The organism is Sphingopyxis sp. MC1, from assembly GCF_000371385.1.
Classification (GTDB): Bacteria; Pseudomonadota; Alphaproteobacteria; order Sphingomonadales; family Sphingomonadaceae; genus Sphingopyxis; species Sphingopyxis terrae.
The window spans coordinates 189,798-210,197 of the sequence record NZ_AOUN01000006.1; the positions used below are offsets into that span (position 1 = coordinate 189,798).

The window sequence follows — 20,400 nt, forward strand, 5'->3', positions numbered from 1 at the left end:
CTTGCCCTTCGCGCCCGGCCAAGTAGAAGCACGGACAGCATGACCGACGCCGACCCATCGAAACAGCGCATCATCTCGGTAGAGCTCGACGAGGGTTCGATCGTCTGGCGCAACCCCGATGTCGAACAGGAGCGGCGCGTCGCAATCTTCGATCTGATCGAGGACAACAAGTTCGTGCCGCAGCGCGGCCACCCCGATGGCTATGCCGGCCCCTATCGCCTGATGCTCCGCGTCGAGGACGGCCGCCTGATCTTCGAGATCAGCCGCGAGGACGGCTCGCCGCTCGAAGCGGTAATCCTGGGCCTCGGGCGCTTCCGCCGTCCGATCCGCGACTATTTCGCGATCTGCGACAGCTATTATCAGGCAATCAAGACCTCTACCGCGCAGCAGATCGAGACCGTCGACATGGCGCGCCGCGCGCTGCACAACGAGGCCGCCGAAATGCTGATGGACCGGCTCGATGGCAAGATCGCGGTCGATTTCGACACCGCGCGCCGTCTCTTCACGCTGATCTGCGTCCTCCACATCAAGGGATGACGATGCGCGCCGGGGCAAAAATGAAGGGCAGAACCGCAGCGAAAGGCCTGTCCGACTGGCGGACACGCGCCGCGCGGCTGGCGCGCCGGATCGGCGGCGGACTCGTCCTGATCCTGCTGCTCGCGGGTCTTGCGCTGTGGTGGGCGGCGCGCTGGACGCCCGACCGCGCGCTCTATCCGATTCAGGGCGTCACCATCTCCGCCGACAATGGCAAGGTCCATTGGGGCTCGATCAAGGCGGCGGGCGCCGATTTCGCCTATGTCATGGCGACCGACGGCGCCGACGGCATCGATCCGCAATATGCCCGCAACGCCGCGCAGGCGCGCGTCGTCGGCGTGCAGGTGGGCGCGATCCATCGCTACAGCCTGTGCAAGCTGGCAACCGACCAGGCGGCCAATTTCATCCGCCACGTCGCGCGCCGCGCCGATGCGCTGCCGCCGGTGGTATGGCTCGACTATGACGACCGCTGCCCCGACCGGCCGACGCGCGCGCTGCTGCTCAGCGAACTTGCGACCTTCCTCGCGCAGATCGAGGCGCATACGGGCAAGCGCAGCGTGATCGCGCCCGGCCCCGCCTTCGAGGCCGATTATCGCGTCACCGCCGGAATTGCCCGCACGACCTGGCTGCGCCGCGACTTTTTCGAACCCGATTATGGCGCCCACCCCTGGGCGATGTGGCAGGCGAACGACTATGTCCGGCTGACCGGCGCCGGCGGAACGGTGGGCTGGAACGTGCTGCGACCCGAAGGACAGGAATAATGACCGACACCCGCGATGCCCTGATCGATGCCGCGCGCGACGCCGCGAGCCGCGCCTATGCCCCCTATTCGGGCTTTCATGTCGGCGCCGCGCTGCTGTTGAAAAACGGCGATGTCGTGACCGGTGCCAATGTCGAAAACGCGAGCTACGGTCTGACGCTCTGCGCGGAGACCACCGCAGTCGCCAAGATCGCCAACGAAGGCTGGATCGGCGAACTCGCCGAAGTCGCCATCATCGGCGGGCGCCCCGAGGGCGATGCACTGATCGGCAGCGATCCGGTCAACCCCTGCGGCCGCTGCCGCCAGATATTGAACGAGGCCGCCGAACGGTCGAAAACCGATATCCTGGTCCACTGCGCTTCGGGCGACGGCAGCGCGGTCACCACCTATCGCCTCAGCGAACTGCTCCCCGCCGCCTTCGGGCCGAAGGATCTGGGGCTCATTTGATAAACGGAGCAAGAAAACCGGTAAGCTGTTCGGCTTCATGGAGTGTTGCGATCCTGACCAACCTCTCCTTACTTTTGCCTTGCTCCACAGGAACAGACGGCGGATCGGGTACAACACCCGCCGTCACATCTCTCAGATAAAACAAGAGATTATCCCTGTTGACAATGAAAGCATATGGCCAAGCACCATCTCGCTTAAACTTTGCCTCGGTCTTTCCTGTGTCGTTTTCGACAAATTCCATCTCAAAGCCCGCGCTGGACAGAAACAACGTCAAATGCAGAATGGCCTGAGTCCGATCGGCCCCATTTTGACGGACCATTGCACTCAATGCAGGAATACCTTTGGATTGGATCGGCATAGCCATCTTCCCAATGCATGCAGGAAATGATTAGAGGCTTAGCCATGGCAATTCTTTCCGACAAATGGATTCGCGAAGCCGCCCGGACGCAGGGCATGATCGAACCCTTCGTGGAGGCGCAGCGGCGCGACGGCTGCATCAGCTACGGCCTCTCCTCCTACGGCTATGACGCGCGCGTCGCGCCCGAATTCAAGATTTTCACCAATGTCGACAGCGCGGTCGTCGATCCCAAGGATTTCGCCGCGAACAGCTTCGTCGACCGCGAAACCGATGTTTGCATCATCCCGCCGAACAGCTTCGCGCTCGCCCGGACGGTCGAATATTTCCGCATCCCCCGCGACGTCCTTGTCATCTGCCTCGGCAAATCGACCTATGCGCGCTGCGGTATCATCGTCAACGTCACCCCGCTCGAACCGGGTTGGGAGGGGCATGTGACGCTGGAGTTTTCGAACACCACTCCGCTGCCCGCCAAAATCTATGCCAACGAAGGCGCGTGCCAGTTCCTGTTCCTGCAGGGGAACGAACCGTGCGAGACGAGCTACGCCGACCGCGCCGGCAAATATATGGGGCAACAGGGCGTGACGCTGCCCAAGCTGTAGATCGCTCGCGCGTACCAGCTGGCGCGGGCGCTGCGTGCGCCCGCGCCGCCGGGATCATTCGGCTTCGCGGGTTTCCGCGGCAGGGCCGTTCTTCTTGATCGACTCGATGGCGTTCTTCGCCGATACCTTGCTGCTATAGCCTTCGGTCCAGAAGATCGTTTCGCTGTTATATTTGAAATAGGCGACGAACTCGCCGGCCTTGTTCTTCTTGATCTCGAAATAATGGGCCACGGGTACCTCCACTGGTCAGCCGCGCCACGGGCGACGCGGCTCCCGCATCCTAAACCCCTGATTTGCGCGCGCAAGCGCCGAGTATCAGCGCGCGCCGAACCGGCCCGGCGCATAGGCGAAGGCATCGACCGCGCCGATCGCCCCGCCCGGCGCCGGCGCGCCAAGCTGTGCGGCGAGCAGTGCGCCGATCGCGGGCGACGTCTGGATGCCGAAACCGCCCTGCCCCGCGCACCAGATGAAAGCGGGCTCGGCCGGGTCGGCGCCGAAGACCGGCAGGCGATCGGGGGCGAAGCTGCGCAGCCCGGCCCATTTGCGCTCGACCGCGGCGACGGGCCAGTCGACCACCGACTGCATCCGTTCGATCGCGACCGCCACGTCCCACTCCTCGGGCGCGGCATCGCACGGCTCGGACGGCGTCTCGTCGTGCGGGCTCAGCCAGACGCGCCCCTCTCCGGCGCCCTTGAAATAAAAGTCGCCGCCGACATGGACGATCAGTGGCAAGTCAGCGGTGATGGGCACGTCGAGGCGAAGCTGCGCCACGGTCCGGCGATAGGGCTGGATGCCGACCGGCGCGATCCCGCAGCGTGCGGCAATCATATCGGCCCATGCGCCCGCGGCATCGACGATCAGCTCGGCGTGCAGTGTTTCGCCCCCGACGCTGACCTCCCAGCCGCCGGTGACCCGGCGCGCACCGTCGAAACGCGCGCGCGTTGCAAGCGCCGCCCCACCGCGCTTCGCCGCGCGCAGATAGGCCGCGTGCAGCGCGCCGACATCGATGTCGCTGCATGCCGCTTCATAAGCGGCAGCGGTCCATTCGGGGCGCAGATCGGGTATCAGCGCCGCCATCGCATCGAACCCCAAGCGGTCGACCGCGACTCCCTTGGCGCGAAATTCAGCAACGAAGACGTCGACCACCGCGGCCTCCGCGCCGCCACGACCGATGGTCAGCGCGGTGCGCGGCGTGAGGAAGGGCTTGTCGGAAAAATCGGGTGCGGGCCGGGCCAGCGCATCGAACGACGCGGCGGACAAGGGCTGTACGCCGGGCCCGCCATAGCTTTCGTGCCAGAAGGCCGCCGACCGGCCCGTCGCATGATAGCCGGGCGCCTCCTCGGCCTCGACCATCAGCACGCGGCGGTGCGGCGCCAGCGCGGCGGCCACGCTTGCACCGGCGATGCCCGCGCCGACGATCAGCACGTCGGTCGAGGAAGGGCGCGGGTCGGACATGCGACGCCGCATATCCGCTGGCCCGCGGAATGCAACCCGGCGGGCGCACACTCATGGTTACTATTTGATAAGCCATAGTCGCTACAGCGGCGGCATGGACCAGAAAATCATCGCGTTGGGCCTGATGGGGCTGCTCGCCTTGTTGATGATCGCCGCGGCGGTCAGCGACCTGCGCTCGCGCACCATCTCGAACGGCCTCAATGCGACCATCGCCCTCTTCGCTATCCCCTTCTGGATCGTGTCGGGCATGGCATTCTGGCCCGACATGCCGATGCAGTTCGGCGCCGCCTTTGCGGTCTTCGCGGTGTTCGCCGGTCTCTTCGCTCTGGGAGCGATGGGCGGCGGCGATGTGAAGATGATCGGCGCCGTGATGCTCTGGATTCCGCTTTATTTGTACTTTCCCATGCTGACCATCATGGCGATCGGGGGCGGAATCCTGTCGGCTGTGATGCTGATTCAGTCCAAAATTCGTCCTTCGGACAAAGCGATAGAGGTTCCCTACGGGCTCGCGATCGCCGCCGGGGGCCTTTGGGCGCTTCACCAACACTATCTTAACCAGTTTCAGTTTATCGGATCGACCTGAGGGCAAGCATCCCCGCGTCCGGTGGGTGTAGGAGGCGAAAAACCGTCATGGATACGCGAAAGATTATGCTGATCGTCGGCGCGCTGATCATTGCGATCGGCGCGGCGTTCGGGGTCAACCAGATGATGCGGGGTTCCTCCGCACCGACGGCGCGCGCAGCTGCGGCGCCCGAAATCAACGGCCCCATGATCCTCGTCGCGACGCGGCAGCTGCCGACGGGCACGATCATCGGCCCCGACAGCTTCCGCTATCAGCCGTGGCCGAAGGAGTTGGTCGAGAAGGCTTACTTCCTGAAGGACAAGACCGACGTGAATACGCTGGTGGGCACCGTCGTGCGCTACCCGATCACCGCCGGTCAGCCGCTGACCCAGGGCTCGCTCGTCCATCCAGATGACCGCGGCTTCCTCGCCGCCGCTCTCGCACCGGGCATGCGCGCCGTCACGGTCAAGGTTTCGCAGGAACAGGGCGTTGCCGGTTTCGTCTTCCCGGGCGACCGCGTCGACGTGCTGCTCGCGCAGACGATCGCGGTCAAGGAGGGAAGCTCCTATCCCGACGACCAGCTCTACACGGCTGAAACCATCGTGCGGAACGTCCGCGTCCTTGCCACCGACCAGCGCTACGACGCCGAAGACGAAACCGGCAAGACGCCGGTGCGCACCTTCGGCTCGGTGACGCTGGAAGCAACGCCCGACATCGCCGAACGCATCGCGGTCGCCGAAAATATGGGCAAGCTCTCGCTCGCGCTGCGTCCGCTCGCCGAAAACACCGGCGAACTCGAAGCGGCAATCGCGTCGGGAGACGTCAATGTGCCGACCAAGGGCGGCAGCGCCGCCGAGCGCCGGATGATGGCCGATGCGGCCGGTCGTCCGACCGCGTCGCGCACCGCGACCACGGGCGGCGACGTTTCGCGCTTCTGGGTGCCAGTCAGCGGCCGCGTCTCGGCGCCACGCCCGCCCGCCGGCATGCCGATCGCAGCCGGCAGCCCGCAGGCCGCCGCCGTGCCGATCGGCCCGGTGGTCCGCGTGACCCGTGGCGACAAAGTGACCGCAGTTCCGGTTGGGGGTAAGTAAGATGCACAGCAAAGCCAATTTCAAGGCGGCGGCCCTCGCCCGCACCCTGGCCGTCGGCCTGGTTGCAGCGACGCTGATCTCCGCCCCGGCGCAGCAAGCCGTTGCGCAGGCCATTCAGAACGCCAGCAGCAGCATCGACCTGTCGGTCGGCCGCGGCCGCCTGGTCAGCTTGCCGGCAGCAATGTCGGACGTTTTCGTCGCCAACGACCAGGTTGCCGACGTTCAGGTCCGCTCGTCGCGCCAGCTCTACATCTTCGGCAAGGCGCCGGGTGAAACGAGCATCTATGCGACCGACGGCAACGGCCGCGTCGTCTATTCGACGGTCGCCCGTGTCGGCAACAATATCGAAACGATCGACCAGATGCTGTCGCTCGCCATGCCCGACGCGAAGATCCAGTCGAACACGATGAACGGCTTCGTCCTGCTGACCGGCACGGTCCAGTCGCCCGACGATGCGGCCGAGGCCGAACGCCTCGTCCAGGCGTTTGTCGGCGAACAGACGAAGGTGCTGTCGCGCCTGCGCACCGCGACGCCGCTGCAGGTCAATCTGCAGGTCCGCATCGCCGAAGTGAACCGCACGCTCGTCAAGGAAATCAACGGCAACGTGCTGTCGCGCGATCGCGACGGGGCGATGGGCAACGGCTTCCTCGGCAGCATCGTGCGCGGCCGCTCGCCGGGCTCGATCCTCTATCCGGGCGAAGGCGATCCGCCGGTTGCGCCCGGTACGACGGCCTATAATTTCACCGTTCCCGCCGGCACCAACAGCTTTGGCGCCGCCGGCCGCCTGTTCGGCATGGACCTGATGGCCTCGCTCGATCTCGGCGAACGGTCGGGCATGGTCGTCACGCTGGCACAGCCGAACCTGACCGCGATTTCGGGCGAAACCGCCGACTTCCTGGCGGGCGGCGAATTTCCGATCCCGATCCCCGGCAACTTCGCCGGCACGACGATCGAATATCGCAAATATGGCGTCAGCCTGGCCTATACGCCGACGGTGCTGTCGAATGGCCGCATCAGCCTGCGCGTCCGTCCCGAAGTGTCGGAACTGTCGACCGAAGGCGCGATCGAAATGGACGGGTTCCAGATCCCCGCGCTGACGATCCGCCGCGCCGAAACGACGGTTGAGCTCGGGTCGGGCGAAAGCTTCATGATCGCCGGCCTGATGAACAACCGTTCGATCGGCGCCATCGACAAGGTGCCGGGCCTCGGCGACGTGCCGATCTTGGGCATGCTGTTCAAATCGGACAGCTTCCGCCGCGGTGAAACCGAACTGGTGATCGTGGTGACGCCCTATCTCGTCAAGCCGGTGTCGGCGAACGAGATCAAGCTGCCGACCGATGGCTATCAGGACGCAAACGAACTTCAGCGCCTGCTGCTCAACCAGCAGACCGATGGCGTGACGGGCGGCGATCGTCCCAAACCGCGCCTTGAAACGTCGGTGAACGATGCCGACCGGCCGCGCGCGGGTTCGCCCGATGCGGCGCCCGGCTTCAACCTCAAGAAGTGATGCTGGCAATCAGGAGCAACGTGATGAAGAAAATCGCAACTTGGACCGTCCTGGCGCTGGCAACCACTCTCGCCGGCTGCGCGGGTGCCGCGAACAGCAATCGCAGCCTTGAATCGGTGCATCAGCCGGTGGTGCGCAACGATATCTATCAGTTCGACGTCGCGGCGGCGGGCGGTGACCTTGCCCCCAGCGAGCAAGGCCGTCTGCAGGGCTGGCTCGATGCCATGAACGTCCGTTACGGCGATCGCATCGCGATCGAAGACCCGTCGGCCTATGGCAGCAGCGGCGCGAAGGAAACGATCCGCGAAATGGTCGAACGCCGCGGCCTGCTTCTCAGCGGCGATGTGCCGGTGACGACGGGCGCGGTCGCGCCGGGCTATGTTCGCGTGATCGTGACGCGGGCGTCGGCTTCGGTGCCGAGCTGCCCCAATTGGTCGAGCCGTTCGGCGATCAACGTCAATAACGCGACCTCGGCCAACTATGGCTGCGCGACGAACAGCAATCTGGCCGCGATGGTCGCCGATCCCAACGATCTGATCAAGGGCACCAGCGAGCGCGACAATGATCCGACGACCGCGACCCGCGCGATCAAGACCTATCGCGACAAACCGCCGACGGGCGCAGGCGATCTGCGCGGACAGGCGACCAGCAACAGCGGAGGAAGCCAGTGAACGCGCCTTTCAAAGCAGCCGGGCTGCGTGACCCGTTCAACGCCTTTGTGTGCGACGACGATACGCTGGAGCTGATCCGCGTCGCCGCCGCCGACATGGGCTGGCCTATCGAGAAGTGCAACAAGGGCGGCCTGCGCAACGCGGTGCAGTCGCTGTCGGTCTCGGCGAGCCCGAACATCCTGTTCGTCGACATGTCCGAATCGGGCGATCCGATCAACGACATCAACGCGCTGGCCGAAGTCTGCGAACCCGGCACCGTCGTCATCGCGGCGGGCCAGGTCAACGACGTTCGCCTCTATCGCGATCTCTTGTCGAGCGGCATTCAGGATTACCTCCTGAAACCGCTGTCGCTCGATCAGGTCCGCGACGCGCTGACCAATGCGCAGGCGATCCTTTCGGCCCCCAAGCATGCCGACATGCATGACGACAAACCGCACCACATGATGGCGGTCGTCGGCGTGCGCGGCGGCGTCGGCGCCTCGATGGTGTCGACCTCGCTCGCCTGGGCGATCAGCGAACAGGCCGACCGCCAGACCGCGCTGCTCGACCTCGACGTGCATTTCGGCACCGGTGCGCTGACGCTCGATCTCGAGCCCGGTCGCGGGCTGATCGACGCGATCGACAATCCGAGCCGTATCGACGGGCTGTTCATCGAACGCGCCATGGTGCGCGCTTCGGACAAGCTCAGCCTGCTGTCGGCCGAAGCGCCGATCCACCAGCCGGTGATGACCGACGGTTCGGCCTTCTATCAGCTCGAGGAAGAGCTGCGGAACGCGTTCGAGATGACGATCGTCGATATTCCGCGTCAGGTTCTGATCCCCTTCCCGCACCTCGTGTCGGAATGCGGAACGATCCTGCTCGTCACCGACGTCACGCTGGCTTCGGCGCGCGATACGATCCGTCTCCTGTCGTGGTTCAAGCAGAATGTGCCGGGCGCGCGCGTCGTGCTCGTCGCGAACAAGTTCCAGACCACGATCGGCGAATTGTCGCGCAAGGAGTTCGAATCGTCGATCGAACGCGCAATCGACGTCGTCGTCCCCTTCGACCCCAAGCTTGTCGCGCAGGCGGCCAAGCTCGGCAAATCCTATGCCGAAGCGTGCAAGGGAACGAAGGCGAGCCAGGTCTGGACCAATTTGACGCGCGTCGTCCTCGACGGAGCCGATGCCGAAGCCGAAGAGGCGGCGGCACCGGCGAAAGGCAAGTCGGGCGGTTCGCTGCTCGGCAAGCTGGGCGGCCTGGGTACGCTCGTCAAAAAAGGCGCGAAATAAGCACGTGACGGGGGCCGGCGCAGGCCGGCCGCCGCCGCGGCCACAGCGGGAACGGGGCAAAGGGCGATCATGAACCTGCCAATCATCCTAACATTCGGCGCCGCGTTGCTGGCGGTCGGCATGCTGGCGCTGGCTTTTGCCGGACCTTCTGCCGGCAAGGCCAAGGCCCGCCGCCTGTCGTCGGTGAAGGATCGCCACGCGGCCTCGACCGAGGCGGTCGTCGCGGCCCAGATGCGCAAGACGATCGCTGCCGCTGGCAATAGCGGCAACACCAGCATCAGCAGCCTGATGCCGCGGCGCGAATTGATGGAACTGCGCCTTCGCCGGACCGGCAAGGGCTGGACGCTCAGCAAATATATGTTCGCGTCGATGGCATTGTTCGTCGTCGTGGCGGGCGGCATGCTGTCCGTGCGTGCGCCTTTCATGCTGGCGCTGATGTTCGGGCTGCTCGCCGGGGTTGGGCTTCCGCATATGGTGGTCGGGCGGATCATCAAGAAGCGCGTCCTCCAATTCAACGCCCGCTTTCCCGACGCGATCGACCTGCTCGTCCGCGGTCTGAAATCTGGTCTTCCCGTGACCGAAACCTTTCAGGTGGTGAGCCAGGAACTCCCCGGCCCGGTCGGCGAGGAGTTTCGCGGGATCGTCGAACGCATCCGCATCGGCAATACGATGGAACAGGCGTTGCAGGAATCGGCAGAAATGCTGGGCACGCCCGAATTCCAGTTCTTCTGCATCACCATCGCGATCCAGCGCGAAACGGGCGGCAATCTTGCCGAAACGCTGGCCAATCTGTCGGACGTGCTGCGCAAGCGCGCGCAGATGAAGCTGAAGATCAAGGCGATGTCGTCGGAAGCCAAGGCTTCGGCCTATATCGTCGGCGCCCTGCCGTTCTTCGTCTTCGGCGTCGTCTGGTCGATGAACCCCGGCTATCTTCAGGGCTTCTTCTTCGAACAGCGGCTGATCGTCGCTGGCCTGGGCGGTCTGGTGTGGATGAGCATCGGCGCCTTCATCATGTCGCGCATGATCTCGTTCGAAATCTGAGGAAGGACGCAGCATGAACAGCACCCTCCTCCTCACCGCCTTCTCCGGAGCGCAGCCCGGCCCGACCCTATTGGGCGTCGACGTCGTCTGGGCCTCGACCATGCTCGTTGCGGTCGGCATCTTCGCGGTCATGGTGGCCATTTACGGCGCGCTGACCGTTCGCGACCCGATGGCGAAGCGCGTGAAGGCGCTCAACGATCGCCGCGAACAGCTGAAGGCCGGCATCACCGCCTCGACCGCCAAGCGCCGCGCGCGCCTCGTCCGCAAGAACCATACCGCCGACAAGATGCGCACCTTCCTCGGCAAGCTGCAGGTGCTGCAGGACAGCCAGATCAAGGAAGTGCAGCAAAAGCTGGCGCAGGCCGGCATCCGGTCGAAGGATCTGGCCGTCGCGGTCATTTTCGGCCGCCTCGTCCTGCCGATCGTCTTCGGCGGCATCGCGGCACTGCTCATCTATTGGGTCGACATGTGGCCCGACCTGACGCCGTTCAAGCGTTCGGGCGCGACGATGGCCATGCTCATCCTCGGTTACAAGGCGCCCGACCTGTTCATCCAGAACAAGCGGCAAAAGCGCACCGACGCGATCCGCAAAGGCCTTCCCGACGCGCTCGACCTGCTGGTCATCTGCGCCGAAGCGGGTCTGACCGTCGACTCGGCCTTTTCCCGCGTGTCGAAGGAGCTCGGCCGTGCCTATCCCGAACTGGGCGAGGAATTCGCGCTGACCTCGATCGAACTCGGCTTTTTGACCGAGCGGCGGCAAGCGTTTGAAAATCTGGCGTATCGCGTGAACCTCGAATCGGTGAAGGGCGTGGTCACGACCATGATCCAGACCGAAAAATACGGGACGCCGCTGGCCAGCGCGCTGCGTGTCCTGTCGGCGGAATTCCGCAACGAACGCATGATGCGCGCCGAAGAAAAGGCCGCGCGCCTGCCCGCGATCATGACGGTACCGCTGATCCTGTTCATCCTGCCGGTGCTGTTCATCGTCATCCTGGGCCCGGCGGCCTGCTCGCTCAGCGATGCGATGTCGGGCGGCAGCCTCGGCGGCGGCAAGCCCTGACGGACGCCGCATCGCAAACCCAACAAAAAAGGGGCGGGATCATTCCCGCCCCTTCTTTTTTGCCGCCGGCGCGTCAGGCGACCGTCTGTTCGATCGCGCCGAAGATGCTGTGGTGGCGCTCGTCGTCCATCCAGATCCGCACCGTATCGCCCGTCTGCATGAAGGGGGTTTTCGCCTCGCCGTCGCGGATCGTCTCGACCGTCCGCACTTCCGCAAGGCAGCTGTAGCCGAGTCCGCCCTCGCCGATCGGTTTGCCGGGTCCGCCATCGGCGTCGCGGTTCGACACCGTCCCCGATCCGATGATCGTCCCCGCGCGCAGGTCGCGCGTTTTCGCGGCATGGGCGATCAGCTGGCCGAAGTCGAAGGTCATGTCGACGCCGGCATCGGCGCGGCCGAGCGGCTGGCCGTTGAGGTCGACGCACAGCGTGCCGTGCAGCTTGCCGTCCTGCCACCGGTCGCCGAGCGCGTCGGGTGTAACGAACACCGGCGACATCGCACTCGACGGCTTCGACTGGAAAAAGCCGAAGCCCTTGGCCAGTTCGCCAGGGATCAGCCCGCGCAGCGACACGTCGTTGGTCAGGCCGACGAGCAGAATGTGGCTCCGCGCCGTTTCGGCACCGACGCCCATCGGCACGTCGCCGGTGACGACCACCACCTCGGCCTCCATGTCGCAGCCCCACGCCGGATCGCCGAGCGGGATCGGATCGCGCGGCGCCAGAAAGGCATCGCTGCCGCCCTGATACATCAGCGGATCGTGCCAGAAACTTTCGGGCATTTCGGCGCCGCGCGCCTGCCGCACCAGCGCGACATGGTTCACATAGGCGCTGCCATCGGCCCATTGATAGGCGCGCGGCAGCGGCGATGCAGCGTCGCGCTCGTGAAAGCGCTCGCGCGGGATCGCCTCGTGATTGATATCTTCGGCAAGCGCCTTCAGCCGCGGCGCCGTTTCCGCCCAGTCGTCAAGCGCCGCCTGCAGCGTCGGCGCGATATGGGTCGCATCGGCATACCAGGCGAGGTCGTCCGAAACGACGACGAGTCGGCCGTCGCGCCCGGCTTTCAGCGAAGCTAGTTTCACATCTGTCCCTTTGTCTGCGATGCCGGCGAACCATCATCGCAAAGGGGGGAGCGACGATCAGCGCGGCATCTGGATGGATGCGAAACAGGTAAAGCCGCTCTGCCCCGCCTGCAAGCGCCGGATATATTGCAGATAGGCCTGCGACTGGTTGTAGCTGGTGCCTGGCAGCGTCTGGCCGCGAAAGGCGCGCTTCACTTCCTCGCCGGTGAACGGCCGCGGTGCGCCCGGAAACGCCCCCTGCGTCCCCGGCGGGACAAGCTTGCCGGCGGCGTCGATGTAGCGGCCGGCGGCCGACGCGTCGGGGACCGGAATCTGGCAGTTCATCACCGATACCGCGGTCTGTGCAAAGGCGGGGCGGATGGTCAGCGCCGCCGACACGCCGACCGCGCCGAGCGCGAGCATCTTGCGCCGCGAGGGAACGGCTTCGTCGCCGGTCGCGGGCACTTCGGTCGGGATGTCGCTGTCTTCCATGGCCGCGCATTAAACCAGTGAAGCCTTTAGGAAAAGCAAAAGACCGGCCGCCTCCCGCGCCCTTCCCGCTTTGGGACAGGCTGCGCCGCGATGGTAACCCGATGCACCGCCCCGCGAAGCGCCTTGCGCGCCGCGCCGCTTCGTGCGAGGCGCAGCGTCGATGTTCGACCGCCTGTCCAGCCTGGTTGCGGCGCTGACGCTTGTCGCCGTCGCGGCGATTTTCGCGGCGCTTGTCGGCGGCGACCTCGCCTCGATCGCGATCCTGGCGCTCGCCGGAGCGCTCGGCGCGGTCATCGTCTATGGCGCGCAGCCGCCGCCTGCCGCCGCGCCGCCTGCCGTCGCCTCTCCCGTCCCCGTCGAACCGCCGCTGCTGCTGCGCCATCCCGATTTCACCCGCTGGGCCGATCAGGAGCGCGAACCGGTGCTGGGGGTAATCGACAATGTCGTCGCCATCGCCAACGATGCCGCGGTCCGCCTGCTCGGGCGCCACATCGTCGGCGCCGACATCCGCACCGCGATCCGCCATCCGGTGGCGGCCGAATGGCTGTCGGCTGGCGACGTCGACACGGGCGCGATGACGGTCGATCTTGCCGACTATCCGCGGCCCGGCCAGCGCTGGACGATGCGGATCGCGACGCTGTCGCACGGCGGCCGCATCATCTTTTTGTCCGACCGCTCGGCGATCGATGCCGCCGACCGCATGCGGTCCGATTTCGTCGCCAACGCCAGTCACGAACTGCGCACGCCGCTTGCCGCGATCCTCGGCTATGTCGAGACATTGCAAGACATGAACGACGAGGCCGATGCGCCGACGCGCAACCGTTTCCTCGCGATCATCGAGCGCGAGGCGCGGCGGATGCAGCAGCTTGTCATCGACCTGCTGTCGATCTCGCGCGTCGAAGCCGATCGCTTCCGCCGCCCGACCACCCCGGTCGATTTCGCCGCCATCGTCCGCCATACGCTCGCGCAGATGAAGGACAGTGCAGAGGCGCGGCCGCAGGACATTGCCGATCGCCTCGGCGATGCAGCGCAGCCGGTGCTGGGCGACGCGGCGCAGCTCGGCCAGCTCGTCCACAATATCGTCTCCAACGCGATGAAATACGGCCGCCCCGGCACGCCGGTGACGGTCGAACTGACGCGCGAGGGCCGCCGCGTCCGTTTGTCGGTCCAGGACGAAGGCGAAGGCATCGCGCCCGATCATCTTCCGCGCCTCACCGAACGCTTCTACCGCGTCGACGAAGCGCGCAGCCGCTCGGTCGGCGGCACCGGCCTGGGGCTCGCGATCGTCAAGCACATCAGCGAACGCCATAACGGCCAACTCGATATTCAAAGCGAAGTCGGCAAGGGCACGCGCGTATCCGTGTCCTTTCCGCTGTCCGAAGCGCATTGACGAAGGGACTGCACCGATGACGAACCGGCCAACGCATCTCGACGAAAGCGGCGCAGCGCATATGGTCGATGTCGGCGCGAAGGCCGCGACCGGGCGGCGCGCCGTCGCCGGCGGTCGCATCGCGATGGCGCCCGAAGCGCTCGCCGCGATCCGCGCCGGCAACGCGCCCAAGGGCGATGTGCTGTCGACTGCGCGCATCGCCGGCATCATGGCGGCCAAGCGCACCGCCGAGTTGATCCCGCTTTGCCACCCACTGGCGCTGACCAGCGTCGCCGTGGAATTCGACTGGGAGGCCGATGGCATTGCGGTCCGCGCGACCGCCGCGACGACCGGGCCGACGGGGGTCGAGATGGAAGCGCTGACCGCCGCGTCGGTCGCGCTACTGACGCTTTACGACATGGCGAAGGCGCTCGACCGCGCGATGGTCCTCGGCGATATCCGCCTGCTCGAAAAGAGCGGTGGCCGGTCGGGCGACTGGCGCGCCGCATGAGCGCGCTGCTCGCGGTCGAAGAGGCCCAGGCGCGGCTGCTCGCGCTGAAGCCGCCGCTCGGTGCCGACAATATTGGCGTGGCGCAATGCGCCGGACGCTATCTTGCGCAGGACGTCGTCGCCGGACGCGACCAGCCAGCGGCGCCCCTGTCGGCGATGGACGGCTATGCGATCCGCTTTGCCGATCTGCCCGGCCCGTGGACGATTGCCGGCGAAGTCGCCGCCGGCACTGCCCCTAGCCGCGCGCTCGGCCCCGGCGAAGCGATCCGCATCTTCACCGGCGCGATGCTGCCCGACAATGCCGATACGGTGGTGGTGCAGGAAGATGTCATCGCCGACGGCGCGCGCCTGACGCTCACCGGCGATGGACCCGCATCGCGGGGACGCCATGTCCGCGCCCGGGCAAGCGACTTTGCCGCGGGCGCGCCTTTGCTCAAGGCAGGATGCCGCCTCGCCCCCGGGGCGCTCGCCGCGGCCATCATGGGCGGTGCGGGCGATCTGATCGTCGGGGGGCGCCCGCGCGTCGCGATCCTGACGACAGGCGACGAACTGGTGGCGCCCGGGCGTGCGCTCGCGCCCGGCCAGATACCCGACAGCAACGGCACGATGCTCGCCGCAATGCTCGCCGCCGAACCCGCCGATGTCACACTGCCGCTACGCGTGCGCGACGACCGCGGCGTTCTCGCCAATATCCTGGGCGATATGGCGCGGCGGCACGATGTCATCGTCACCGTTGGCGGCGCGTCGGTGGGCGATCACGACCATGTCCGCGGCGCGCTCGAAGATGCGGGCGGGCAGCTCGATTTCTGGAAGATCGCGATGCGCCCTGGCAAGCCGCTGATCGCCGGCCGGATCGGCGACGCGATCCTGCTCGGCCTGCCGGGCAATCCGTCGTCGGCCTTCGTCACGGCGACGCTCTTTCTGCTACCGCTTGTCCGCCACCTTGCCGGAGCGGCCGCGCCGTTGCCGGTGTTGGAAAAGGCGCCGCTCGCGGTTCCACTCGGTCCCGGCGGGACGCGGCGCGATTATTTGCGCGCGCGCCTCGACAAGGGGCTGCTCACCCCCTGCGACGGACAGGACAGTGGCCAGACGCAACCCCTGATCTCCGCCAACGCGCTGATCGTCCGCGATGTCGGCGCGGCACCCTGCGCAGCGGGGGAGCTTGCAAACTATATCGCGATCGCTTGACAAGTTCCGCTCTGTTCCACTATCGTTCTCCTTATGTCCGGCAATGCCATCATGGAGAACGACCGATGTTGACCGCGAAGCAGCATGAACTGCTCCACTTCATCCAGGAACGGCTCGACGCCAGCGGCATCTCGCCGTCGTTCGAGGAAATGAAGGAGGCGCTGGGCCTCAAGTCGAAATCGGGCATCCACCGGCTGATCAGCGCGCTCGAAGAACGCGGCTTCCTGCGCCGCCTGCCGAATCGTGCGCGCGCGCTCGAAGTGTTGAAGCTGCCCGATGCGGCCAAACCCAAAACGCGGATCGACAGTGACAATGTGGTACCGCTGCGCAAGCCCGCACCGGCGCTGAAGCCCATCGCCGCGAACGACATTATCGAAGTGCCGCTGCACGGCAAGATTGCCGCGGGCGTCCCGATCGAGGCGTTCGAGGATTATAACCGGCTCGCCGTTCCCGCCGCGTTGCTCGGCGCGGGCGAACATTATGCGCTCGAAGTATCGGGCGACTCGATGGTCGAGGCGGGGATTTTCGACGGCGACTACGCGCTGATCCAGAAGGCGAGTACCGCGCGCGAGGGTGATATCGTCGTCGCGCTCGTCGACGGACAGGACGCAACGCTCAAATATTTCCATCGCGAAGGCCGGATGGTGCGCCTCGATCCCGCCAACAGCGCCTATGAACCCCAGCGCTACGAAGCCGATCGCGTCATGGTGCAAGGTCGGCTGTCGGGACTGCTTCGTCGTTACCACTAAGCTGGTGCGGGCGGCGCCAAGGATGCGCATCGCCCGCGCGCAGCGCCGAAACGAGCCGCGGCTTCGCGCCCAGATAGAACGCAAGGCCGCCGCTTTGTTCCAGCGTGTCGCGGTCGATCGTCAGCCAGCGCGCGACGCATTCGCGCGGTAGCCAGCGTTCGCTGATGACCACATCGGCGGCGGCGCAGGCGGCCGCCATCTCCTCACCCGCGATCCGGTCGCGCCCATGCGCGGCGAGGATGACGCGCGGCGCATCGCCCTCGCCCTGTGTCCAACGGCAGAAATCGCGATTGCAGTCGACATGGTCGAGATCGCCGAGCGCGACGAGCGGCGTGTCGATCCCCGCCGCTTCGGCCATCGCGTCGCGTACGAAATCGCCGGCACGATCGCGCAGCATGGCATAGCCGCCGCCCGGCACGGCGGCTGCGATATGCCGCCCGTCGCCGGTCACGAGCAGGTCGGGGCGCGGCTGTGCGAGCAGCACCGCCATTCCCGCTACTAGCGGCACGGCGCCTGCCCAGCGCCACCCGCTGCGCCACAGCAAGATCCACAACCCGCCCGCCATCGCGACCCCGAAAGCCCATGGCGGAAAAACGGGCAAGGTGGTGACGGCGCCGGGCGCCGCGGCGACATGATGCGCGAGCCCGATGAGCAGGCGCAGCGCATGATCGGCCGCCCACCAGAAGGGCGCCCCCGCCCCCACCGCGTCGAACAGCAGCGCCAAAGCCTCCGCCGGCATGATGACGAAGGTCGTCAGCGGGATCGCGACGACATTGGCGAGCGCGCCATAAAGCCCCGCCTTGTGGAAATGGAACAGCGCGATCGGCGACAAGGCGACCTCTACGACGATGCCGGTGATCAGCAGGCCGGCGACGCCGCGCCCGAAGCGGAAGGCAAATGGCTCCTCGCGCCGCGCGACGAAGCGCTGCATCGCGCGGCTTTCGTGGAGCGCGACGATCGCGGTTACCGCCGCGAAGCTCAGCTGGAAACTCGGCCCGACCAGCGCCTCGGGCCGCCACAGTAGCACGAGCAGCGCGCCGGCGGCGACGAGCCGCAGGGTAATCGCCTCGCGCCCCAGCAGGATCGCCGCCAGCACCAACAACGCCGCGATCAACGACCGCAGCGTCGGCACCTCGGCGCCAGCCAACCACGTATAGCCGCCGCCCGCGAGCGCCCCGGCGGCAGCGGCGAGCGGCAACACATAGCCCGCAAGCGCGAGCCTTGGGCTGAGCGCCAGCAATCGCATGGCGAGCAGCATCGCGAAGCCGACCACGGCGGTGACGTGCAGCCCGCTGATCGACAGGAGGTGCGCCAGTCCGCTGCGCCGCATCGCCTCCTCATCCTCGGGCGTGATCGCGCCGCGATCGCCCGTTACCAGCGCCGACGCGACACCGCCCGGCGATCCCGCAACCTGGCGATGGATATGCTCGCTCAGCCGCGTGCGCAGCGGCTGGCGTGCGTGCTCGGCGCCCGGCGGCAGTATGACATCGCCAAGCACTGTTCCGACCGCGCCGATGCGGTCGAACCAGGCGCGCTGCGCAAAATCATAGCCGCCGGGCAGGCTCGCGGTTGGCGGCGGCATCAGCCGCGCGCGCACGCCGATCATCGTCCCCGGCACAATTGGGCGCCGCTGGTCGCCGCGCAGCGTGAGCCGCAGGCGCGGCGGCAGATCGGGGCGCGCGAGCGGCCGCACGACAAGCCGCAATTGCGCGCGCGCCGGCAAAGGCTCGGCCGCTTCGACCCGCGCCGAAAATTCGGTCGTCACCGGCCGCGCGAGCACCGGCGCCTCGACCCACAGCGCGCGGCCCCAGATCAGCAGCAGCCCTGCCGCGGCAACCCCGCAACCGATCGTCAGGGCGCGGCCAACGCGGGTCTGCCAGCCGATTGCCAGGCCGAAGGCCATGCCCCCCGTCAAGGCGCAAAGAAGCCCGATCCATTGCGCCGCGGTCGGCAAGGCGAACCACAGCGCGATCCCCGCGCCGAAGGCCACAGGAAACCAGAGCGGCAGCCGCTCGCGCTCGGTCTCCAGCCGACTCTCGATCGCCGCCGGCAAGGCGCCGAACCATGAAAGCGTCCGCGCGGCAATGGGCGTTTGAAGCGTGCTTGTCGCCATGCTAGGGGCAGCCCCGAAATCCGCCGCGGTCCCTGTTCCGCGGCCGGCAGCCTGAGTGAAAGAGGCCAGAGTGGCAACCGAAAACAAAACCGAATTGGCAGAAGCGACCCCCGAAGCGACGGGCGCCGCCGTCGTCACCCGCTTCGCCCCCTCCCCCACGGGATATCTGCACATCGGCGGCGCGCGGACCGCGCTGTTCAACTGGCTTTTCGCGCGCCATCACGGCGGCAAGTTCCTGCTGCGGATCGAGGATACCGACCGCGCACGCTCAACCGACGCCGCCATCGACGCGATCCTCGACGGGATGCAGTGGCTCGACCTCGATTGGGACGGCGAGACCGTCTATCAGTTCGCGCGCGCGGCGCGCCATGCCGAGGTTGCGCACGAACTGCTCGCCAAGGGCGCGGCCTATCGCTGCTATCTGACGCAGGATGAACTGGCCGCTATGCGTGCCGAAGCACAGGAAAAGCGCATCCCCTTCCGCGTCCGCAGCCCGTGGCGCGACCGTGACGACGGCGATCCCGCCGCCCCGCACGTCATCCGCTTGCGCGCGCCGCAAGATGGCGCGGTGACGATCCACGATCGCGTGCAGGGCGAGGTGACGGTCCAGAATGCCGAGCTCGACGATTTCATCCTGCTGCGCAGCGACGGCACCCCGACCTATATGCTCAGCGTCGTCGTCGACGATAACGACATGGGGATCACCCATGTCATCCGTGGTGACGATCACCTGAACAACGCCTTCCGCCAGCTCGCGCTGATCCGCGCGATGGCGTGGCGCGAGCCGGTTTATGCGCACGTCCCGCTGATCCACGGCGCCGATGGCGCAAAGCTGTCGAAACGGCACGGCGCGCTCGGCGTCGATGCCTATCGCGACGAGCTTGGCTATCTGCCCGAGGCGGTGAACAATTATCTGCTTCGCCTTGGCTGGGGGCATGGCGATGCCGAAATCATCAGCCGCGAGCAGGCGGTCGAATGGTTCGATCTCGCCAACGTCGGCCGCTCGCCGTCGCGCTTCGATTTCAAGAAGCTCGAAAATCTGAACGGCCATTATATCCGCGAGGCCGACGATGCCCGGCTCGCCGGCCTGGTGGCGCCGCGGGTCGAGACGCTCGTCGGGCGCGCACTCGACAGCGACGACCGCGCCTTGCTCGCGCGCGCGATGGACGTGCTCAAGCCGCGCGCGAAGACATTGGACGAGATTGCCGAGGGCGCCGTCTTCCTGTTTGCGGTGCGTCCGCTGACGATCGAAGAGAAAGCCGCCGCGCTGATCGCCGAAGCGCCGGAAGGCTTGCTGGCGAATGTTACCGACCGCCTGCGCGCGCTGGACGACTGGTCGCACGATGCCATCGAGACGTCGGTGCGCGAAACGAGCGAGTCGGCCGGTGTCGGCCTCGGCAAGCTCGCTCAGCCGCTGCGCGCCGCCTTGACCGGCCGCACCGTTTCTCCGGGCATTTTCGACGTCTTGCTGCTATTGGGACGCGACGAGAGCCTGGCGCGACTTGACGCAGCGCACAATTATCCGGCAGGGGCGTAGCCACTCACTCTCCCGCCCGTAGATCAGGGGAAAAA

General features: G+C 66.6%; 22 protein-coding genes. 16 read left to right on the forward strand and 6 right to left on the reverse strand.

From position 1 onward, the window contains the following. The first annotated feature begins 39 nt into the window (after positions 1 to 39). Genes EBMC1_RS10025 through EBMC1_RS10035 form a run of 3 tightly spaced genes read left to right on the forward strand, consistent with a single transcriptional unit; the run spans position 40 to position 1,741 of the window. Positions 40 to 537, forward strand: coding sequence for a UPF0262 family protein (locus EBMC1_RS10025; protein WP_003044535.1), 498 nt, complete (start codon positions 40 to 42; stop codon positions 535 to 537). Positions 538 to 557: 20 nt separating this feature from the next. Beyond that, positions 558 to 1,295, forward strand: coding sequence for a glycoside hydrolase family 25 protein (locus tag EBMC1_RS10030; RefSeq protein ID WP_231292890.1), 738 nt, complete (start codon positions 558 to 560; stop codon positions 1,293 to 1,295). After that, on the forward strand, positions 1,295 to 1,741 hold the full coding sequence (locus EBMC1_RS10035) for a cytidine deaminase (protein WP_003044538.1): 447 nt from the start codon (positions 1,295 to 1,297) through the stop codon (positions 1,739 to 1,741). Before EBMC1_RS10030 ends, EBMC1_RS10035 begins: the two co-directional genes overlap by 1 nt. On the opposite strand, the gene EBMC1_RS10040 is transcribed toward EBMC1_RS10035, so the two are convergent. Next, positions 1,734 to 2,105, reverse strand: coding sequence for a hypothetical protein (locus EBMC1_RS10040; protein ID WP_156001127.1), 372 nt, complete (start codon positions 2,103 to 2,105; stop codon positions 1,734 to 1,736). The two genes, EBMC1_RS10035 and EBMC1_RS10040, sit on opposite strands and share 8 nt — an antisense overlap. A gap of 38 nt (positions 2,106 to 2,143) precedes the next feature. Between EBMC1_RS10040 and dcd the strand changes: the two genes are divergently transcribed. Further along, entirely contained in the window at positions 2,144 to 2,698 is a 555-nt protein-coding gene (gene dcd / locus EBMC1_RS10045) for a dCTP deaminase (RefSeq protein WP_003044544.1), read from the forward strand. Between the two features lie 54 nt (positions 2,699 to 2,752). On the opposite strand, the gene EBMC1_RS18110 is transcribed toward dcd, so the two are convergent. Both EBMC1_RS18110 and EBMC1_RS10050 read right to left on the reverse strand, forming a co-directional pair. Continuing rightward, a complete protein-coding gene (locus EBMC1_RS18110; RefSeq protein WP_003044547.1) occupies positions 2,753 to 2,929 on the reverse strand; it encodes a YegP family protein in 177 nt (58 codons plus the stop codon). Positions 2,930 to 3,013: 84 nt separating this feature from the next. Further along, positions 3,014 to 4,153 carry an NAD(P)/FAD-dependent oxidoreductase gene (locus EBMC1_RS10050; protein WP_003044550.1) on the reverse strand — a complete coding sequence of 380 codons (1,140 nt, stop codon included), beginning with the start codon at positions 4,151 to 4,153 and terminating at the stop codon, positions 3,014 to 3,016. 124 nt (positions 4,154 to 4,277) lie between these two features. Here EBMC1_RS10050 and EBMC1_RS10055 point away from each other — a divergent pair, with 124 nt between their 5' ends. The 7 genes from EBMC1_RS10055 (at position 4,278) to EBMC1_RS10085 (ending at position 11,353) form a co-directional block, all read left to right on the forward strand. After that, the gene (locus tag EBMC1_RS10055) at positions 4,278 to 4,736 is read left to right on the forward strand and encodes an A24 family peptidase (RefSeq protein ID WP_231292891.1); all 459 of its coding nucleotides are present in this window, start codon (positions 4,278 to 4,280) and stop codon (positions 4,734 to 4,736) included. A 47-nt stretch (positions 4,737 to 4,783) separates the two neighbouring features. After that, a complete protein-coding gene (cpaB, locus tag EBMC1_RS10060) occupies positions 4,784 to 5,806 on the forward strand; it encodes a Flp pilus assembly protein CpaB (RefSeq protein WP_003044555.1) in 1,023 nt (340 codons plus the stop codon). Between the two features lies 1 nt (position 5,807). Then, entirely contained in the window at positions 5,808 to 7,313 is a 1,506-nt protein-coding gene (locus EBMC1_RS10065; protein ID WP_003044558.1) for a type II and III secretion system protein family protein, read from the forward strand. Positions 7,314 to 7,336: 23 nt separating this feature from the next. Beyond that, positions 7,337 to 7,984 (forward strand): CpaD family pilus assembly protein, encoded by a 648-nt coding sequence (locus EBMC1_RS10070; protein ID WP_040590037.1) that lies wholly within the window; start codon positions 7,337 to 7,339, stop codon positions 7,982 to 7,984. After that, positions 7,981 to 9,252 (forward strand): hypothetical protein, encoded by a 1,272-nt coding sequence (locus EBMC1_RS10075; protein WP_003044564.1) that lies wholly within the window; start codon positions 7,981 to 7,983, stop codon positions 9,250 to 9,252. The genes EBMC1_RS10070 and EBMC1_RS10075 overlap by 4 nt, the downstream gene beginning before the upstream one ends. A 69-nt stretch (positions 9,253 to 9,321) precedes the next feature. Beyond that, positions 9,322 to 10,293: a type II secretion system F family protein gene (locus tag EBMC1_RS10080; RefSeq protein WP_003044568.1), complete on the forward strand. Its 972-nt coding sequence runs from the start codon at positions 9,322 to 9,324 to the stop codon at positions 10,291 to 10,293. Between the two features lie 13 nt (positions 10,294 to 10,306). After that, on the forward strand, positions 10,307 to 11,353 hold the full coding sequence (locus EBMC1_RS10085) for a type II secretion system F family protein (RefSeq protein ID WP_003044570.1): 1,047 nt from the start codon (positions 10,307 to 10,309) through the stop codon (positions 11,351 to 11,353). A gap of 73 nt (positions 11,354 to 11,426) precedes the next feature. On the opposite strand, the gene EBMC1_RS10090 is transcribed toward EBMC1_RS10085, so the two are convergent. Both EBMC1_RS10090 and EBMC1_RS10095 read right to left on the reverse strand, forming a co-directional pair. Next, positions 11,427 to 12,428, reverse strand: coding sequence for a fumarylacetoacetate hydrolase family protein (locus EBMC1_RS10090; RefSeq protein ID WP_003044572.1), 1,002 nt, complete (start codon positions 12,426 to 12,428; stop codon positions 11,427 to 11,429). Between the two features lie 57 nt (positions 12,429 to 12,485). Continuing rightward, on the reverse strand, positions 12,486 to 12,899 hold the full coding sequence (locus EBMC1_RS10095; RefSeq protein WP_003044574.1) for a hypothetical protein: 414 nt from the start codon (positions 12,897 to 12,899) through the stop codon (positions 12,486 to 12,488). A gap of 160 nt (positions 12,900 to 13,059) precedes the next feature. Here EBMC1_RS10095 and EBMC1_RS10100 point away from each other — a divergent pair, with 160 nt between their 5' ends. The 4 genes from EBMC1_RS10100 to lexA all read left to right on the forward strand — a co-directional run bounded on the left by EBMC1_RS10100 (position 13,060) and on the right by lexA (position 16,715). Continuing rightward, positions 13,060 to 14,289, forward strand: coding sequence for a sensor histidine kinase (locus EBMC1_RS10100; protein ID WP_003044578.1), 1,230 nt, complete (start codon positions 13,060 to 13,062; stop codon positions 14,287 to 14,289). Between the two features lie 16 nt (positions 14,290 to 14,305). Continuing rightward, positions 14,306 to 14,779, forward strand: coding sequence for a cyclic pyranopterin monophosphate synthase MoaC (moaC, locus tag EBMC1_RS10105; RefSeq protein ID WP_003044581.1), 474 nt, complete (start codon positions 14,306 to 14,308; stop codon positions 14,777 to 14,779). Then, a complete protein-coding gene (locus EBMC1_RS10110; protein ID WP_003044584.1) occupies positions 14,776 to 15,966 on the forward strand; it encodes a molybdopterin molybdotransferase MoeA in 1,191 nt (396 codons plus the stop codon). The genes moaC and EBMC1_RS10110 overlap by 4 nt, the downstream gene beginning before the upstream one ends. Positions 15,967 to 16,031: 65 nt before the next feature. Continuing rightward, positions 16,032 to 16,715, forward strand: coding sequence for a transcriptional repressor LexA (gene lexA / locus EBMC1_RS10115; RefSeq protein ID WP_003044588.1), 684 nt, complete (start codon positions 16,032 to 16,034; stop codon positions 16,713 to 16,715). Here the strand turns inward: lexA and EBMC1_RS10120 are convergent. Then, positions 16,669 to 18,828, reverse strand: coding sequence for a ComEC/Rec2 family competence protein (locus EBMC1_RS10120; protein ID WP_003044591.1), 2,160 nt, complete (start codon positions 18,826 to 18,828; stop codon positions 16,669 to 16,671). The genes lexA and EBMC1_RS10120 overlap by 47 nt on opposite strands. A gap of 70 nt (positions 18,829 to 18,898) precedes the next feature. Between EBMC1_RS10120 and gltX the strand changes: the two genes are divergently transcribed. Next, on the forward strand, positions 18,899 to 20,365 hold the full coding sequence (gltX, locus tag EBMC1_RS10125) for a glutamate--tRNA ligase (RefSeq protein WP_003044594.1): 1,467 nt from the start codon (positions 18,899 to 18,901) through the stop codon (positions 20,363 to 20,365). Positions 20,366 to 20,400: the final 35 nt, after the last annotated feature.

Excerpts from the sequence above, each read along its gene's own strand:
- EBMC1_RS10065 (WP_003044558.1), top strand. The coding sequence starts at position 5,808 with ATGCACAGCAAAGCCAATTTCAAGGCGGCGGCCCTCGCCCGCACCCTG.
- dcd (WP_003044544.1), top strand. The coding sequence starts at position 2,144 with ATGGCAATTCTTTCCGACAAATGGATTCGCGAAGCCGCCCGGACGCAG.
- EBMC1_RS10030 (WP_231292890.1), top strand. The coding sequence starts at position 558 with ATGAAGGGCAGAACCGCAGCGAAAGGCCTGTCCGACTGGCGGACACGC.
- EBMC1_RS10055 (WP_231292891.1), top strand. The coding sequence starts at position 4,278 with ATGGGGCTGCTCGCCTTGTTGATGATCGCCGCGGCGGTCAGCGACCTG.
- EBMC1_RS10050 (WP_003044550.1), bottom strand. The coding sequence starts at position 4,153 with ATGTCCGACCCGCGCCCTTCCTCGACCGACGTGCTGATCGTCGGCGCG.
- EBMC1_RS10085 (WP_003044570.1), top strand. The coding sequence starts at position 10,307 with ATGAACAGCACCCTCCTCCTCACCGCCTTCTCCGGAGCGCAGCCCGGC.
- EBMC1_RS10035 (WP_003044538.1), top strand. The coding sequence starts at position 1,295 with ATGACCGACACCCGCGATGCCCTGATCGATGCCGCGCGCGACGCCGCG.
- EBMC1_RS10025 (WP_003044535.1), top strand. The coding sequence starts at position 40 with ATGACCGACGCCGACCCATCGAAACAGCGCATCATCTCGGTAGAGCTC.
- EBMC1_RS10070 (WP_040590037.1), top strand. The coding sequence starts at position 7,337 with ATGAAGAAAATCGCAACTTGGACCGTCCTGGCGCTGGCAACCACTCTC.
- EBMC1_RS10095 (WP_003044574.1), bottom strand. The coding sequence starts at position 12,899 with ATGGAAGACAGCGACATCCCGACCGAAGTGCCCGCGACCGGCGACGAA.
- EBMC1_RS10080 (WP_003044568.1), top strand. The coding sequence starts at position 9,322 with ATGAACCTGCCAATCATCCTAACATTCGGCGCCGCGTTGCTGGCGGTC.
- EBMC1_RS10120 (WP_003044591.1), bottom strand. The coding sequence starts at position 18,828 with ATGGCGACAAGCACGCTTCAAACGCCCATTGCCGCGCGGACGCTTTCA.
- moaC (WP_003044581.1), top strand. The coding sequence starts at position 14,306 with ATGACGAACCGGCCAACGCATCTCGACGAAAGCGGCGCAGCGCATATG.
- lexA (WP_003044588.1), top strand. The coding sequence starts at position 16,032 with ATGTTGACCGCGAAGCAGCATGAACTGCTCCACTTCATCCAGGAACGG.
- EBMC1_RS10100 (WP_003044578.1), top strand. The coding sequence starts at position 13,060 with ATGTTCGACCGCCTGTCCAGCCTGGTTGCGGCGCTGACGCTTGTCGCC.
- cpaB (WP_003044555.1), top strand. The coding sequence starts at position 4,784 with ATGGATACGCGAAAGATTATGCTGATCGTCGGCGCGCTGATCATTGCG.
- EBMC1_RS10040 (WP_156001127.1), bottom strand. The coding sequence starts at position 2,105 with ATGGCTATGCCGATCCAATCCAAAGGTATTCCTGCATTGAGTGCAATG.
- EBMC1_RS10110 (WP_003044584.1), top strand. The coding sequence starts at position 14,776 with ATGAGCGCGCTGCTCGCGGTCGAAGAGGCCCAGGCGCGGCTGCTCGCG.